The sequence below is a fragment of the Hyphomicrobium sp. 802 genome (assembly GCF_000526135.1).
Lineage (GTDB): Bacteria > Pseudomonadota > Alphaproteobacteria > Rhizobiales > Hyphomicrobiaceae > Hyphomicrobium_B.
This window is the reverse complement of the sequence record NZ_JAFM01000001.1, coordinates 1,823,682-1,839,185: the sequence shown is the minus strand read 5'-3', so window position 1 is coordinate 1,839,185 and position 15,504 is coordinate 1,823,682. Positions and strand designations below refer to the sequence as shown.

Sequence of the window (15,504 nt, the reverse complement as noted above, 5' to 3'; positions counted from 1 at the left end):
ATATCTTAAAGAATATCCCGCCGCCACCATAAGGGCCCTTCTGCATTCTCTTCCCCCGCAACCGATCCGGACACGACGCTCAGGCTTGCACGGTTAATCGGCGACCACAAACGCGTACGCGGCGAGCAATCACATCACAGAACGGAAACTGCGGCGGTCTAATTAGAGCCGGTAGCGCCCACCTGCACGCTCAAAAATACGTTCGATTTTATTAATTGCTTCGTTCCGGCGTATCTGCGTTTAACGCGACTTTTATATTTTTGCCTGTATAGAGCGCGTTTCCGAGCGATACGTTACTTGCTGAGCTGATGATGGCCAATTCATTGCGCATTTCCGCAGCAGCTCGCCCTTTGAAACAAGGCATTCCCGGACTTCGTCCCTCCGCTAGCAAAGTATGGGCGCGCGCCATGCGCCCAGCCTGGATCTTGATAGCTCTAAGTGCCGCACTTCTTGCGCTGCTCTGCTCCATTACGGATTTCGCGTTCCCGCCTCCGGCCTTTTTTCTTCGCCAAGGGGCGTGTTTGGCGGCAATGGCTGCGGCCACGGCCTATCTCATACACTGCGGCCACCTGCGGGCCGCTATAGCGGTTGAAGCGACCGCGCTTTCAATTTCAACCGTTCTTATCATGCCGCCGTTAGAAGCCATTTTTGCCTCGGCAGCATTTCCGTTTCAGGACAAGATTCTTGTCGCTGCCGACGCCGGTCTCGGAATAGACTGGGTGGCGCTGGCATTCTGGTTCCGTGACCATCCCGAACTGACCAGAATTTTGAGCCACGCTTACGCAAGCATCGAATGGCAGCCGATCATTCTGGTGCTGACGCTCGCCTGGGCTGATCCGGAGCGTCTCCGCAGCGTCATGACAACATCCACCGTGGTACTCGCCGCAACCATCGCCATCTTTCTCGTTGCTCCCGCGATCGGCCCCTATGCACATTTCAATTTCAAATCATCCGATTTTCCGAGCGTCATTGTGCCTGCCGCATGGGTTGCTCCGGGCATTACGGACGGGCTGCGCAACGGCGATCATCAACTGCACTTTGCCGGACTGGTGACGTTCCCAAGCTATCACGCCGTTGTGGCTGTGCTGCTCGCGTATGGTTGGATGGCGGTCCCGATTTTACGCTGGCTCTTCGTGCCGCTTAATCTGCTGATGCTCGTCTCGTGCGTCCCAATCGGCTCGCATTACGTGACGGACGTGATCGTTGGTGTCGCGATGGCGTGGGCCATTTACCCGCTTATCAGCCGCTACTATGTGGCGACCGATCGTAGCGCTCGGCTTCTCCCATGGTCTCAGACACGCTTCGGTTGCGCTGTCAAAGATCGTTTGAAACAGGCCGTTTTTCTTTGGAATAAGCGCAACGTCCTCAGCCGCTGACGACGTTTCGGCTGACCGTTATTGCTCGCGTGGCGCGGCCTTCAATGCGCGCGGGTGGACGCATTCCCCTGCTATCGGGTACGCATGAGGGTGCCGTAGAGGGAGACAACAACCGTGGACACCGGCGGATCGAAAGCCGTTATCGTCGTCGCTTTTGCCTGTAATCTAGGCATCGCCGCCGCAAAATTCGCGGCGGCGGCGTGGACGCAATCCTCGGCAATGCTTTCGGAAGCCATTCACTCGCTGGTCGATACCTCGAACCAGCTGCTACTGTTCTTCGGCATCAAACGCGCCGAAAAACCCGCCGACGCGCACCACCCATTCGGCTACGGCAAGGAGATCTATTTCTGGAGCTTCATCGTCGCGATGGTGCTGTTCGCACTCGGCGCCGGCGTCGCGATCTACGAAGGCATCGAAAAGATGCTCCATCCGCACCCGATACACGACGTCTTCGTGGTCTACATCGTGCTGCTCGTCGCCATGGCGCTTGAAGGATTTTCGACGTGGAAGGCCGTTGGAGAATTCAACACGCGACGCGGCCCGTCAGGCTTGGGCTTCATTGCCGCGCTACGCGCATCGAAAGATCCGACGCTGTTCGCGATCGTGCTGGAAGACAGCGCCGCAATGATTGGACTGAGCATCGCCTTGATCGGAACGATGGCAGCCGACTTCGGCGGCTACGAGCAGGCTGACGGCATCGCCTCGATTCTGATCGGCTGCGTGCTGGGCTTCGTTGCCATTTTCATGTCGGGCGAAATTCGCTCGTTGATCGTCGGCGAGTCGGCGTCGCGCGCAGTCCAAGCCGGGTTGAATGAAATCATCGCCAAGGAAATCGGACCTGACAAACCGATCCGCACCATCAACGAAATCCGGACGATGCATCTGGGACCGCAAGATGTGCTCGTTACGGCCAGCGTCGATTTCGAGGATTGGGTCAGCGCACGAACGGTCGAAGACGTAACGGCACGATTGCAGCAGGCCATCAAGACGCGCTTCCCAGAGGTGCAGCACCTCTTCATCGAGGTGCAGTCGGAGAAAGCCTTCCAGTTCAACAAAACCAAGCCGCCGATCGCGGCAGGCGCGACGCATTAAGCGTCACGTGCCGCCATCGCGGGCCATGGCGGTGTTGGGACGCGTTCCCGCTATCAAAATGTCATCCTCGGCTTCAGGCCGAGGATCCATTCTGTAACCGGCGCATTTGTCTGAAGACTGCCTCACCAAGCCCGACGGCCGGCTCCCCGAAGCGGAGTAGGAAACGACAACTCAGAACTTCCGTGCGTGGCGGCCGGCTCGCGGAACGCGAGTCGCGCCGACGTCCGAAGACTGCCTCACCAAGCCCGTTGCTTCCGGCCGGCTCCGCGAAGCGGAGTCGGAAGCAACCATCAGAAAGGAATCTCGTCGTCGAGCGCTTTGTCGAAGCTTGGCTTCGAACCGCCGCTCCTGGAACCCGACGCGCGCCGGGATTCGCCACCCGAACTCGAACCGAAACCGCCGTCGGATGCGTAATCCGGACCGCTCTCCTGCATACCGATCGACGCGCCGCGTCCGCCGCCTGCGCCATCGAGCATCGTCAGCGTGCCGTTGTAGCCCTGGATGACGACCTCGGTCGAATACTTCTCCGCGCCGGACTGATCCGTCCACTTACGCGTCTGCAGTGCGCCTTCGATGTAGAGCTTCGCGCCCTTCTTCACGTACTGCTCGATGATCTTGCACAACGGCTCACTGAAGACGACGACGCGATGCCACTCGGTCTTTTCCTTGCGCTCACCCGTCTGCTTGTCGCGCCAGGTATCGCTCGTCGCGATGCTCAAGTTGGCGATCGGGCGGCCATCCTGCGTGCGGCGGATCTCCGGATCCTTGCCGACATTGCCGACCAGAATGACTTTGTTGACCGACCCTGCCATTTCACTCGTCTCCTTGACTGAACGTGACTGAACGCGAGGAACGCCACCGCGTTCCCTTGCGACGACCGGCGGCATGCTCGCCAGCCGACATGAATAGTTGCATAGACGCGCTATTCGGATAGCGCGGAATCGTTCTGACTTTAAAGGCTCTCCCCGCCACCTTCTTCACTTCATTTATCGTTCTCCACGGCCTAATCGACCGGGCGGGGATAGCAATGTTCTCTCATTGTTCTATATAGCGCCCGCCCCACTAGGCGCAAGCAAATTAACCCATCGCGCCACGGTCTCACCGGAATGTCGCGTTCGCCGCGAATGCCGTCTTGACTGCCGCGCCGCATGATCTAAGGCCGTTACCCAGAGGATGGCGTGCGCACGCGGGAGCACCAAAGCCGCAATGGCTCAGTACAATTGTTTGAATTGCCCAGGATACTGCTGTTCGTATCCGGTCATTGCGCTGAACAAGCGCGACGTGGAACGCCTCGCCAAGCATTTCGACCTGAAATACGAAACCGCGAAGCGGCGCTTTACGCGCGAAGCCCACGGCCACAAGTACATCATGCGCCGCCAGCGCGATAAGCACTACGGCCGCATCTGCCAGTTCTTCGACACCAAGAAGCGCTGCTGCACGATCTATAAGGCGCGCCCCGCCGCCTGCCGCGCATACCCTGGCTCCGGTCGCTGCGGCTACTACGACTTCCTGATGCACGAACGCCGTGCCCAGAACGACGACAAATTCGTCGCGATCACGAACCACAAGGATTAGGGTTTCGACATCGCTACCGCTTCGGCATTCTCAATCTTGATGTGGGATGACGATGAGCTCTCCGACCGACGGTCCCGCCGTAGTTCCGGGCGCCTATTATGCCGATCTTGGATCGGCGATTGATTGGTTGGTATCGGCGCTCGGCTTTCGCGTCGTCGCATCCTACGATGGTCCCAACGGTAAAGTCGTGTTCGCAGAACTTGCCTGGCGGAACGGAATAATTTTCGTCTCCACGATTCCAGCCGACGGGGCATGGTCGAGGGTCGGGAAAACCTGCATCTGCCTCGTTGCGGAAAACGTCGACGCCGTCGAAAATTATCATCGCTTGGCGTTAAAAGCCGGAGCGAAGCTCCTTCGCCCTCTTCGCAGGACGAGTTCGCCGGCATTTCCCGACGGAGTGATGGGGTTCGATCTTGAAGATCCCGAAGGAAATCTCTGGACAGTCAGCGAATACCAACCGGCCACCCTAGCGGCTCGTCGCTTTCGGCCGGCTCCGCGAAGCGGAGTCGGAAGCGACAACAAAAAACTTCGCCAACAATAAAAAAACTAACCCCGCCGAATCCTCGGATTCGCGCGGGGCTGTGTTTTTTACCTTCGATGGTTCGCCCAGACTAAAACCGGGCCTTTGAATGCGAGGCTCTAGCGGCCGCACGGACCGCCTCCCTCGTGTGAGATATCCAAATTGTAGCAGCGAGTGCAGCTGAGCCAAGCGTGGCCACAATCTCGAGAGCGCTTGTCAAGCTGCTGACCCCGTGAACAAGTCTCGAGGTCCTGATTGATAACCCGGTGGAGTCATCTCCTCTCCTCGATCTGTTTCAACGTCACGCCTACCACGTTCCACATGCGCCTCACGGGACCCATACGCACCACGTGAAGCCCTTGCGGCTCGCGTCTCCATTCCGCAGCTCATCGACCCCTCGGCCGAGACGCAATTACCGGAACAGCTAGCGAGAGCGGCACCGTCACAAAGAGAAATGTGTGCCTCAAAACCCCGGTCGTCAAGTTGTCATCAGGGAGAAAGCGATCACAATTCTCATCGGTAATGTTTGAAATGCGCGCAATATCAGTGATCTTACCGGGAGCCGCATCGCCGTTCGAAGGATATTCGTTGCTAATGACCGTTCACGCCACAGGAAGCTGCCATTGCCGAGGTGTCCGCTATGAAATCGGCGGCGAACTCAACCCGATCCTCGCGTGTCACTGTTCGATATGCGCGAAGACGAGTGGAAATTACGCTGCGATGACGAACTGCGCCGCCGCAGACATAAAATTGCTGAATGACGAGACGCTGCGCTGGTATCAGTCGTCGGATGCCGGCAACCGCGGCTTCTGCATGCGCTGCGGTAGCAATCTCTTTTGGCAGTCCCCCGGCAGCGAAGAAATTTATGTCACCGCCGGAACGCTCGACAGACCGACGGGCCTCAAGATCAAGGAGCACATCTTTGTCGGCTCGAAGTCCGATTACTACGACATCGCCGACGGCCTGCCGCAGAAAGATGAATGGTGAAACGTCCCGTCGCTTCCGGCCGGCTCCGCGAAGCGGAGTCGGAAGCGAAAATAAAAAACTGCCGTGCTCGGCGGCCGGCGCGCGGAATGCGTGTCCCCGAGCACAATAAAAAAACTCCTGCGCGTGCGGCCGGCTCCCCGGAGGGGAGTCGCACGCGCTTACTTAATAGGACACGCCTTATCGCAAGGCACGCTCGCGCTTTTCTCGACGGAGCCGCGGAAAATCGAAACGGTTTCGCGCGTGCACTGTCCGCCGGATTGCACGACGCGAATGATGTTGTCGCCTGACTTTGCCTGGCACAGCACCGTCACATCCTGCGCAACATTGAACGGCTCATCCCGCCGTGCGGCTTCATCCGCCACCGCGCGCGATACAATCAAGTCCCACAGGCTCGCCGTTTTCGAAATCGGCTTCGGCAACTGATCGAATGCAATCCATTCGTAGTTGACCTGACCGTCCGCGCTCTTCACGCGGATCGAGATGTCACCGGTCTTCGCACACGATCCGACCTCAACCTGCGCATTGCCCTGCGTCGTCAGCGAACGATACGCGATCCGGCAGTCGAAATTCTTCTCCAGCAACGCTGCTTGCGCCAGGCGGTGATCGACCTGGCTGAACGGCACGTCGTTCTTCCAGGAGAAATACAGATTGCGCGCGGTCGGTACGGCCGCGGCGACGGATACGGCAAGCACCAGCAGCTTGACCACCGTCAGCGTTCGGTTCACCGGATGAGCCGGATGCGAAAAGTTGAGAAGAGACGGCGCGTCGCTCACGTGATGCCCCCATCGATAACGATCCGCGGTTCATTTCCGCGACGCTTAACGTGCCGTCAAGGCTGAATGCTGACGGTATCCTGACAACCACGTGAATATCATCGCATGAACACCGTTCCCCGCGGGGGCGGGTGTCCTCATTGTAATCGCGCGGGCTGATCAACCACCGTCATGCCGACGAAGGTCGGCACCCAGGCAAGTATCCGTATCTTCGGTGTCGAGGTTTGACTGGATCCCGGCCTTCGCCGGGATGACGTTTGGGGGGACGGGTGTCGCGGAAACACCGTCATCCCCGAGGCAAAGCCGAGATGAACAGGGGAACCCACGAAGCCGCACCCTTGGCATCAGAACCTGGTCCCTAAAACCAACTCCCTCATCTTTGAAATCTCCAGCCTAAATTCCCGCGGGGCTTGATTGTTTCGCCTTGAGCCGGGCAAACTGGAGGAACGGCCTTCAGGAGGTGCCGCATCTGGAATGGCGCACGATACCCCGCTCATCGCTACGATCGTCGTCGGCCTATCACTGGCCTTCATTTTCGGTGCCATCGCCCAGAGATTTCGCATCTCTCCTATCGTCGGCTATCTGCTCGCCGGAGTTGCCGTCGGCCCTTTCACACCGGGTTTCGTGGCCGACCAAGGCCTCGCTAACGAACTGGCGGAAATCGGCATCATTCTTTTGATGTTCGGCGTCGGGCTGCATTTCTCCATGTCGGAGCTGCTGGCGGTGCGCGCCATCGCCGTGCCCGGGGCTCTCGTTCAGATCGCTGTCGCGACCGCGATGGGCGTCGGCCTCGCGACGACATTCGGATGGTCTTTGGGCGCAGGCCTCGTCTTCGGTCTCGCACTCTCCGTCGCCAGCACAGTCGTGCTGCTGCGTGCACTCCAGGAACGACGTCTCGTCAAATCCGATCAGGGCCGCATCGCGGTCGGCTGGCTGATCGTCGAGGACCTCGTCATGGTCCTGACACTCGTGATCCTGCCCGCCGTTGCCCCGCTGCTGAGCACCGAGAGCGCCAACGCGGCGGGAGCCCACTCGCCGAACGAACTGGCGATGACGCTCGCCGTCACGCTTTTGAAAGTCGCCGCATTCGTTGCCGTCATGCTGCTCGGCGGACGCAAGCTCATTCCGGCAATCCTGCACCACATCGCACACACCGGCTCGCGCGAGCTGTTCCGCCTCGGCGTGCTGACGATCGCGCTCGGCGTCGCTTTTGCGGCCGCAAAACTGTTCGGCGTATCGCTGGCGCTCGGCGCCTTCTTCGCCGGCATGATCTTGAGCGAATCCGAATTGAGCCAGCGCGCCGCCAACGAAACGCTGCCGCTGCGCGACGCCTTCGCGGTGCTGTTCTTCGTGTCGGTCGGGATGCTGTTCTATCCCAATATCATCATCGAAAATCCGCTGCGCGTCGTGGCTGTTATCGCGATTATCATTGTCGGAAAATCGCTTGCAGCATGGCTGATCGTCCTCGCCTTCGGCCACGGCATGCGCACCGCGCTGCTGATTGCCGCCAGCCTCGCCCAGATCGGCGAATTCTCGTTCATTCTCGCCGGACTAGGCGTGACGCTGAAGTTGCTCCCGGTCGAGGGGCGCGAGCTGATCCTCGCAGGCGCGCTGCTGTCGATCATGCTCAACCCGCTGCTGTTCCTCGCCGTCGAACGTTACGGCCCCACCATTGCAGCCGAACCGCCGAAGCCGAAAGAACCTGCGCCCGCGGGACCAGCCCCAGGGCAAGTTCCCCTGGCCGCCAAACCGGCGTCGGAGCTGGAGCACGTCACGTCGAAAACCGGTCACACCGTGCTGGTCGGCTTCGGTCGGGTCGGCAGCTTGATCGGCGAGAGCCTGATCCAACGCGGCACCCCGCTGTTCGTCATGGACGACCGAGACGACACCGCCCAAATGCTGAAAGCCCGCGGTCTAGACGCCGTGGCCGCCAACGCCGTCACCGATCTGGCGTCGGCCAACCTGAAGGACGCCCGGGCGCTGATCGTCGCCATTCCCGACTGCTTCGAGGCTGGACAGATCGTCGCCCAGGGCCGCGCCGCCAATCCCGGCCTGCAGATCATCGCCCGCGCTCATTCGGACGCCGAGGAAGCCTACCTGAAGCAATACGGAGCCTCCGACGTCGTCCAGGGCTCACGGGAAACGGCTGGAGCCATGATCGTAGCTCTCGACACGCCTTCTCCAGCCCCGATCGTCGACCCAGACCCGGCCAGCAAGCCGGACAATCCCCCAGACGCCGCCTAGAACGCCACCGAATAACCAGCCGGACAGCCAAGCGTCACGGTCGCGGGACTGTTTTATGCCGCACCCCGCCCCCATATTGCCCCCGCGCCGTCGGGTTCCATTGCCAGTCCCGCCACCCCTCGGCTAGACGGTTCTCATGGCCAAATCGACAAAACCCAATTCCCGCCCCGCCTCCGAGCTGATGAAGACCATCCACGTCCGGGGTGCGCGCGAACACAACCTCAAAAACGTCGACATCGAGATCCCGCGTGACGCGCTCGTCGTGTTCACGGGATTGTCGGGGTCCGGCAAATCGTCCCTCGCCTTCGACACGATCTACGCCGAAGGTCAGCGCCGCTACGTCGAGAGCTTGTCGGCATACGCCCGCCAGTTCTTGGAGATGATGCAGAAGCCGGACGTCGATCACATCGACGGCCTGTCGCCCGCCATCTCCATCGAACAAAAGACGACGAGCAAGAACCCGCGCTCCACCGTCGGCACCGTGACGGAGATCTACGACTATCTCCGCCTGCTGTTCGCCCGCGTCGGCGTTCCTTATTCGCCCGCGACCGGCCTGCCGATCGAAAGCCAGACCGTCGCGCAGATGGTCGACCGCGTGCTGGCGCTGCCCGACGGCACGCGCCTTCTGCTTCTCGCGCCCGTCGTTCGCGGGCGCAAAGGCGAATACCGCAAGGAAATCGCCGAGTGGCAGAAGAAGGGCTACCAGCGCCTCAAGATCAACGGCACCGTCTACGCTATTGAGGACGCACCGAAACTCGACAAGAAATACAAGCACGACATCGACGTCGTCATTGACCGTATCGTCGTGAAGAAAGACATCGGCACCCGGCTCGCGGACTCATTCGAACAGGCGCTGAAACTGTCCGACGGCCTCGCCATCGCCGAATACGTCGACAAGCCACTGTCGAAAGCCGAAACCGAAGGCGCCAACAAGTCGAAGAACGACACGCACGAGCGCATCCTATTCTCGTCCCGCTTCGCCTGCCCTGTCTCCGGCTTCACGATCGACGAAATCGAGCCGCGCTTGTTCTCGTTCAACGCCCCCGCCGGCGCCTGCCCGGTCTGCGACGGCCTCGGCTCCGAACTCCGCTTCGAGCCCGACCTCGTCGTGCCCGACGGCTCGCTCTCGCTCGAAAAAGGCGCGATCTACCCGTGGGCGAAAACCGGCGTCTCGTCTCCCTATTACGAGCAGACGCTCGAAAGCCTCGCCAAGCACTACAAGATCTCGATGAAGACGCCGTGGGAGAAGTTGCCGAAGCACGTCCAGCTCGCGCTCCTGTTCGGCTCCGGCGACGAGGACGTGACGTTCACCTACTGGGACGGCACGCGCAATTATTCGACCGAAAAGCCGTTCGAAGGCGTCATCGGCAACATCGCCCGCCGCTTTAAGGAAACGGATTCCGACTGGGTCCGCGAGGAGCTGTCGCGCTATCAGGCGGCGCACCCATGCGAAGGCTGCAACGGCTTCCGTCTGAAACCGCAAGCTCTCGCCGTCAAAATCGGCGGCAAGCACATCGGTGAGGTCTGCGATCTCTCGATCAAGGCCGCCAACGTCTGGTTCAGCGAGATCCCGAAAACCTTCACCAAGCAGCAGTCGGAAATCGCGACGCGCATCCTGAAGGAAATCCGCGACCGCCTGAAGTTCCTGAATGACGTCGGCCTCGAATACCTCACCCTCTCGCGCTCGTCCGGCACGCTGTCGGGCGGTGAATCGCAACGCATCCGCCTCGCCTCGCAGATCGGCTCGGGCCTGACCGGCGTGCTCTACGTGCTCGACGAACCCTCCATCGGCCTGCACCAGAAAGACAACGACCGCCTGCTCGAAACGCTGAAGCACCTGCGCGACATCGGCAACACCGTCATCGTCGTCGAGCACGACGAGGACGCGATCATGACGGCCGACCACGTCGTCGACATCGGCCCCGGCGCGGGCATCCACGGCGGCAAGGTCATCGCGCAAGGCACGCCGCAAGACATTATGGACTCACCCCAAAGCATCACCGGCGAATACCTGTCCGGCACCCGCTTTGTCCCCGTTCCGAAAAACCGCCGCGCGCCCGACCCCAAACGCATGCTCACCGTCACCGGCGCGCGCGAGAACAACCTGAAGAACGTCACCGCGTCCGTCCCCGTCGGCCTCTTCACCTGCATCACGGGCGTCTCCGGGGGCGGAAAATCGACGCTGCTGATCGACACGCTCTTCAAGGCCGTCGCGCGCAAGCTGAACAACGCGAAGGACCACCCCGGCGAGCACGACAAGATCACCGGCATCGAGCACTTCGACAAGATCATCGACATCGACCAGTCGCCGATCGGCCGCACGCCGCGCTCCAACCCCGCGACCTACACCGGCGCCTTCACGCCGATCCGCGAATGGTTCGCAGGGCTCCCCGAAGCCAAAACGCGCGGCTACGAACCGGGGCGCTTTTCGTTCAACGTGAAAGGCGGACGCTGCGAGGTCTGCCAGGGCGACGGCGTCATCAAGATCGAGATGCACTTCCTGCCCGACGTCTACGTCACGTGCGAGGAATGCAAGGGCAAGCGCTACAATCGCGAGACGCTCGCCGTCACGTTCAAGGAGAAGTCGATCGCCGACGTGCTCGACATGACGGTCGAGGAAGGCGCCGAGTTCTTCAAGGCCGTGCCGTCGATCCGCGACAAGCTCGAAACGCTCGCGCGCGTCGGCTTGGGTTACATCCACATCGGCCAGCAGGCGACGACGCTCTCGGGCGGCGAGGCGCAGCGCATCAAGCTGTCGAAGGAATTGAGCCGCCGCGCGACGGGCCGCACGCTCTACATTTTGGATGAGCCGACGACGGGCCTGCACTTCCACGACGTCGCCAAGCTGCTCGAGGTGCTGCACGAGCTGGCGGACGCGGGCAACACCGTCGTCGTCATCGAGCACAATCTCGAAGTCATCAAGACCGCCGACTGGATCATCGACCTCGGCCCCGAAGGCGGCGACGGCGGCGGGACGATTGTAGCCGCCGGCACACCCGAGGACATCGTGAAGGTGAAAGAGAGCTACACCGGGCAGTATTTGAAGCCGGTGCTTGCGCGTAAGCCTAAGCCCGCCTCAAAGAAAGCGGCGGCGGAGTAAAGTCCGCGCCCGGCGGCCGGCTCGACGAAGGAGAGTCGCTCGGCGCAACCAAACAGAGCAAAGAAGAACGCGGCGGAGTAACCCTCCCCTCACGACGATGCGAAGCTACGATGTCCAGCAGTCGCGACCGCCGTGTGCAGCCACATGTTTATAAAATATCCTGTCAATCGAGCCAACAAGCGCTTTGCTATCGCCCAGCAATTTTTCCACGTCCCCAATCGTAACGGTCGGAGGGGCCGCATGCGCTAGGGCTGTTCTGACGCTTTGAAAACTTTCAATGAGTACTTCAGCATCGCGCGAAAGATTGGCGCTTATTCGGCCTAATATGTTGTCAATACCCACTCGCGCAAACAACTTCTTGATGTTTTTATTAGACGGATACGCAGCTCCCTGATGGAGAACTTTGCCATCGAACGCAGCTGGCAAATTTGCATTTCCACCCAGAAGGACCACAATATCTGTCTCGGCACGAAGCGCCATATAGAGTTCCTTCTCATCGCCATTGAATGCGTACCGAGAAAATTTATCTTGAAGTCGCTTTGAAACAATAAACGCCCTGCACTCACCAGGCGTCAAATGTCCTCTCGCTTTGTTCTTTACCTCTTGAGCCCACGACTCGATAAGTAGACGTATATAGGTCTCAACCGCGGCACCAGTTCGAAAAACGGAAGACTGAAAGACGAGGTCACGTATATCAGAATCTGACGCACGCAATCTCTGCGCGCGCCGGGCTTTTTTGATCAGAAAATCCACTTCTGAATCAAAGTTCTTACGATATATGCTCCGCGCGTAAGGCATCAGAATTTTTGAAGATGATCCAAAAATATATCAAGCCTTGCCCTCACCGACTGCTCATCGCTGGTAGCCTGCCTTACACTGCCCACAAATCTATCATTATGGAAGAGTTTAGATACGTAGCGCTGCATATCGACCTGATCATATCTATTTGAAAGTATTTTCTCATTTTTTGTTTCGGCAAACCCAATCATCTCCGCGTCATAGAGTGCAGAATTGAATGGGGTGACGTTTTTCAAATCATCGCCATACAATCGGAAGGCCAGCCGGCCTAATGCAAAATCGACTCTATCCATGACGGACATAAAGTCCCGACTCAATTCAACCACCTCATCAGAAGAAAGCAAGCGCGTTTTAGAACTATAGGCATCCAAGAAACTCGAAAGGGGCTTTTCGTAGCTTGCGCGATCATTCCGAAAAGCAAAATATCTCAATATAAGCTCAGCGCCTTTCATTCGCTTATCGCTCCGTATTCCTACGGCACTTTTCCATTTATCGTACTTAGCCAGCTCGTCTAACTCTGTCATCAGTCGTCCGTGATTTATGCCATGACGAAGCTCCTGCGCATTAAGCTTCACAGAGCCAGTATTAAGCCGCTCGAATACATCAAATTTTATTTGCGGATGAGTGTCCTTTAAAATTGTAATACACCGTAGCGTGCGGTTGTTAATATGATCTCGAAATCTTGGATCCAACCTAGACCAGGAATATCCATTCAGCTCGGGATAAGTAGTCAAACCCTGCAGCTCGTAAGCATCATTCAGAAATAGTTTAATACTCAAAAGTCGTTGATTGCCATCTATTACGATAAGCTTATTATCCGACCCCTGGCTAAAATATACCACCGGTATTGGGCACTGAATTACGAGAGACTCAATCAAGCGCGAAGCCTGATTTCGATTCCAGACGTAGCCTCGTTGAAATTCAGGAACTTCAATTTTGCCATGTGTCATATATTGATGAAGGGATGACACAGTCAAATCAGCGCTCTCTGTATGAAGGCGTCGTTGCTCAGGGGGAATATTGCGAAGTTCAGTCTCGTCGCCAGAAGCCGCAACAGGAAACAACCGATCAGCGAGCTTTTTTTGGGTTTCCATTTGCATTTATGACACTTGCTAGTTATTGGCTCCTGAGAGCCGTTTGCGATGGACATCAAATAAACTAAGCGGCAATTCTAGCACGGATTCCATGGCTAGCACGAAACATACCTAAACATGTTATCTTAAGAAGGCGTCTCACGCTGCGGAGAGCGCCGCATCCCATTTCCGTTGGCACTGGCGACTCTCCTTCGTCGAGCCGGCCGCCCGCGCACTCAAAAAACTTATCCCCGCCCTCTCTACCTGCACGATAATCCCCTCACCCATCCGGCAAGGGCATCGCGCGAGGCGTCGCGCGGCGCTCGGATGGGGCAGCCTCACCCGCTCGCGTCACGCGCGCGATGCGGTCAAGGCGGAAAGCAGGTCCGCACGGCATGAGAGAAACCGTGTGCGGAATATCCCGCTTCATTAAGTGGCCTGCCGGAACCCTGATCTCTGGCTGTCACGGAGCGGACCGGTTCCGAGACCACCCTTGCGAAGACCCTACGCCGCGGAACCCGTCCGCTTCGTGCTTTTTGATTGGCGCCAAACGACTCCGCTCCGCGGAGCCGGCCGTTGGCGCATGCCCGGAGTTTCTTCCATCGCGACGCGCCGGGCGGCCGGCGCGCCGTAGGCGTGTCGCCTCGGCGCAAACTAACAAAGAGCCGGCCGTTGGCGCATGCCCGGAGCGTCGTCCTTCGCACTTTCCCTCGAGCAAGCCCGCGCCTTCCGGCCGGCGCGCCGCCGGCGTGTCGGAAGGCGCAAAAGAAAAGCAGTCGCCATGCGCAAATCAAAAGCGTGTCGCCTCGGCGCAATCAAGAAAAAGCGCATCTATGTGTCGGAACGGGAATGCCGAGACCGTCTTAAGAAAGCACCGGTCGCGCAGCATCAGTCGCGGCTTCCGGCCGGCTTCGCGGAGCGAAGTCGGAAGCCGCAAACAAAAAGGAGCCCTAGTCATGTCCAAGAGCCGGATCTGCGTCTGGTACGACAAGGAGGCCGAAGCCGCCGCCCGCTTCTACGCGAGCGTGTTCCCGGACAGTTCCCTCGACGCCGTCATCCGCGCGCCGACCGATTATCCCTCGGGCAAAGAGGGCGACGTCATCGTCGTCGAATTCACCGTCGTCGGCATTCCATGCATGGGCCTCAACGGCGGACCGGGGATCAAGCACAGCGAAGCGTTCTCGTTTTCGATCTCGACCGACGATCAGGAAGAAACCGACCACTATTGGAATGCCATCGTCGGCAACGGCGGTCGGGAAAGCGAATGCGGGTGGTGCAAGGACAAATGGGGCGTCAACTGGCAGATCACCCCGCGCGTGCTAACCGACGCGCTCGCCATTGGCGGCGACGAAGCCAAGCGCGCATTCGCCGCCATGATGACGATGAAGAAGATCGACGTCGCGGCCATCGAGAAAGCGAGACGGGGGTGAGAGAGTTTTTTATTTGCGCCATTCGGCTCCGCTTCGCAGAGCCGGATGGACGCGCATACTTGCAGCGTCGTCCTTCACACCTTATTCCAGCGGGAACGAAGCAACATCAAATGCGCGTTCCGGCCGGCTCGCCGCAGGCGAGTCGGAACGCGCAATCAATAAGGCATCCTTAATGAGCACTCTCCCACCCTGCCCGAAATGCTCCTCGCAATACACCTACCAGGACGGCAACCTCTACGTCTGTCCGGAGTGCGCGTACGAGTGGAACCCGCAAACGGCCGCCGCGTCCGATGATGAAGACGTGAAGGTCTACCGGGACTCGGCGGGCAACACCTTGCAGGACGGCGATACGGTCATCGTCATCAAGGATCTGAAGCTGAAGGGCTCAAGCAATGTCGTGAAGATGGGCACCAAGGTGAAGAACATCCGCCTTGTCGACAGCGATCACGATATCGACTGCAAGATCGAGGGCATCGGCCAGATGAGCCTCAAGTCCGAATTCGTCAAGAAGGCGTAGCGCTGCGCGCCAAACATCC

General features: G+C 59.1%; 14 protein-coding genes. 9 read left to right on the top strand and 5 right to left on the bottom strand.

Annotation, left to right across the window (positions count from 1 at the left end; translation table 11 throughout):
• Window positions 1-211: 211 nt before the first annotated feature.
• Window positions 212-544 carry a hypothetical protein gene (locus tag HYP802_RS23815; protein WP_013946987.1) on the bottom strand — a complete coding sequence of 111 codons (333 nt, stop codon included), beginning with the start codon at window positions 542-544 and terminating at the stop codon, window positions 212-214.
• Here HYP802_RS23815 and HYP802_RS0109255 point away from each other — a divergent pair.
• Entirely contained in the window at window positions 531-1,376 is an 846-nt protein-coding gene (locus HYP802_RS0109255; RefSeq protein ID WP_050976756.1) for a phosphatase PAP2 family protein, read from the top strand. The genes HYP802_RS23815 and HYP802_RS0109255 overlap by 14 nt on opposite strands.
• A gap of 114 nt (window positions 1,377-1,490) precedes the next feature.
• Entirely contained in the window at window positions 1,491-2,468 is a 978-nt protein-coding gene (locus tag HYP802_RS0109250) for a cation diffusion facilitator family transporter (protein ID WP_013946985.1), read from the top strand.
• Window positions 2,469-2,758: 290 nt separating this feature from the next.
• Here the strand turns inward: HYP802_RS0109250 and HYP802_RS0109245 are convergent, their stop codons facing one another.
• Window positions 2,759-3,280, bottom strand: coding sequence for a single-stranded DNA-binding protein (locus HYP802_RS0109245; RefSeq protein ID WP_013946984.1), 522 nt, complete (start codon window positions 3,278-3,280; stop codon window positions 2,759-2,761).
• 394 nt (window positions 3,281-3,674) lie between these two features.
• Between HYP802_RS0109245 and HYP802_RS0109240 the strand changes: the two genes are divergently transcribed.
• The 3 genes from HYP802_RS0109240 to HYP802_RS0109230 all read left to right on the top strand — a co-directional run bounded on the left by HYP802_RS0109240 (window position 3,675) and on the right by HYP802_RS0109230 (window position 5,550).
• A complete protein-coding gene (locus HYP802_RS0109240; RefSeq protein ID WP_013946982.1) occupies window positions 3,675-4,043 on the top strand; it encodes a YkgJ family cysteine cluster protein in 369 nt (122 codons plus the stop codon).
• Window positions 4,044-4,095: 52 nt separating this feature from the next.
• Window positions 4,096-4,584 (top strand): VOC family protein, encoded by a 489-nt coding sequence (locus HYP802_RS0109235; RefSeq protein ID WP_155831197.1) that lies wholly within the window; start codon window positions 4,096-4,098, stop codon window positions 4,582-4,584.
• Window positions 4,585-5,157: 573 nt separating this feature from the next.
• Window positions 5,158-5,550 (top strand): GFA family protein, encoded by a 393-nt coding sequence (locus HYP802_RS0109230; RefSeq protein ID WP_024275613.1) that lies wholly within the window; start codon window positions 5,158-5,160, stop codon window positions 5,548-5,550.
• A gap of 158 nt (window positions 5,551-5,708) precedes the next feature.
• Here HYP802_RS0109230 and HYP802_RS0109225 read toward each other — a convergent pair whose 3' ends face one another.
• Window positions 5,709-6,323 carry a hypothetical protein gene (locus HYP802_RS0109225; protein WP_013946979.1) on the bottom strand — a complete coding sequence of 205 codons (615 nt, stop codon included), beginning with the start codon at window positions 6,321-6,323 and terminating at the stop codon, window positions 5,709-5,711.
• Between the two features lie 474 nt (window positions 6,324-6,797).
• Here HYP802_RS0109225 and ybaL point away from each other — a divergent pair, with 474 nt between their 5' ends.
• A complete protein-coding gene (gene ybaL / locus HYP802_RS0109220; protein WP_024275612.1) occupies window positions 6,798-8,567 on the top strand; it encodes a YbaL family putative K(+) efflux transporter in 1,770 nt (589 codons plus the stop codon).
• A 136-nt stretch (window positions 8,568-8,703) separates the two neighbouring features.
• A complete protein-coding gene (uvrA, locus tag HYP802_RS0109215; protein ID WP_024275611.1) occupies window positions 8,704-11,667 on the top strand; it encodes an excinuclease ABC subunit UvrA in 2,964 nt (987 codons plus the stop codon).
• A 105-nt stretch (window positions 11,668-11,772) separates the two neighbouring features.
• Here the strand turns inward: uvrA and HYP802_RS0109210 are convergent, their stop codons facing one another.
• Together HYP802_RS0109210 and HYP802_RS0109205 are read right to left on the bottom strand one after the other, a co-directional pair.
• A complete protein-coding gene (locus tag HYP802_RS0109210) occupies window positions 11,773-12,420 on the bottom strand; it encodes a hypothetical protein (RefSeq protein ID WP_155831196.1) in 648 nt (215 codons plus the stop codon).
• 44 nt (window positions 12,421-12,464) lie between these two features.
• Window positions 12,465-13,565 (bottom strand): DUF262 domain-containing protein, encoded by a 1,101-nt coding sequence (locus HYP802_RS0109205; protein ID WP_024275609.1) that lies wholly within the window; start codon window positions 13,563-13,565, stop codon window positions 12,465-12,467.
• A gap of 929 nt (window positions 13,566-14,494) precedes the next feature.
• Between HYP802_RS0109205 and HYP802_RS0109195 the strand changes: the two genes are divergently transcribed.
• Both HYP802_RS0109195 and HYP802_RS0109190 read left to right on the top strand, forming a co-directional pair.
• A complete protein-coding gene (locus tag HYP802_RS0109195) occupies window positions 14,495-14,968 on the top strand; it encodes a VOC family protein (protein WP_024275608.1) in 474 nt (157 codons plus the stop codon).
• A gap of 172 nt (window positions 14,969-15,140) precedes the next feature.
• Window positions 15,141-15,485, top strand: coding sequence for a zinc ribbon domain-containing protein YjdM (locus HYP802_RS0109190; protein WP_024275607.1), 345 nt, complete (start codon window positions 15,141-15,143; stop codon window positions 15,483-15,485).
• The last annotated feature ends 19 nt before the right edge of the window (window positions 15,486-15,504 follow it).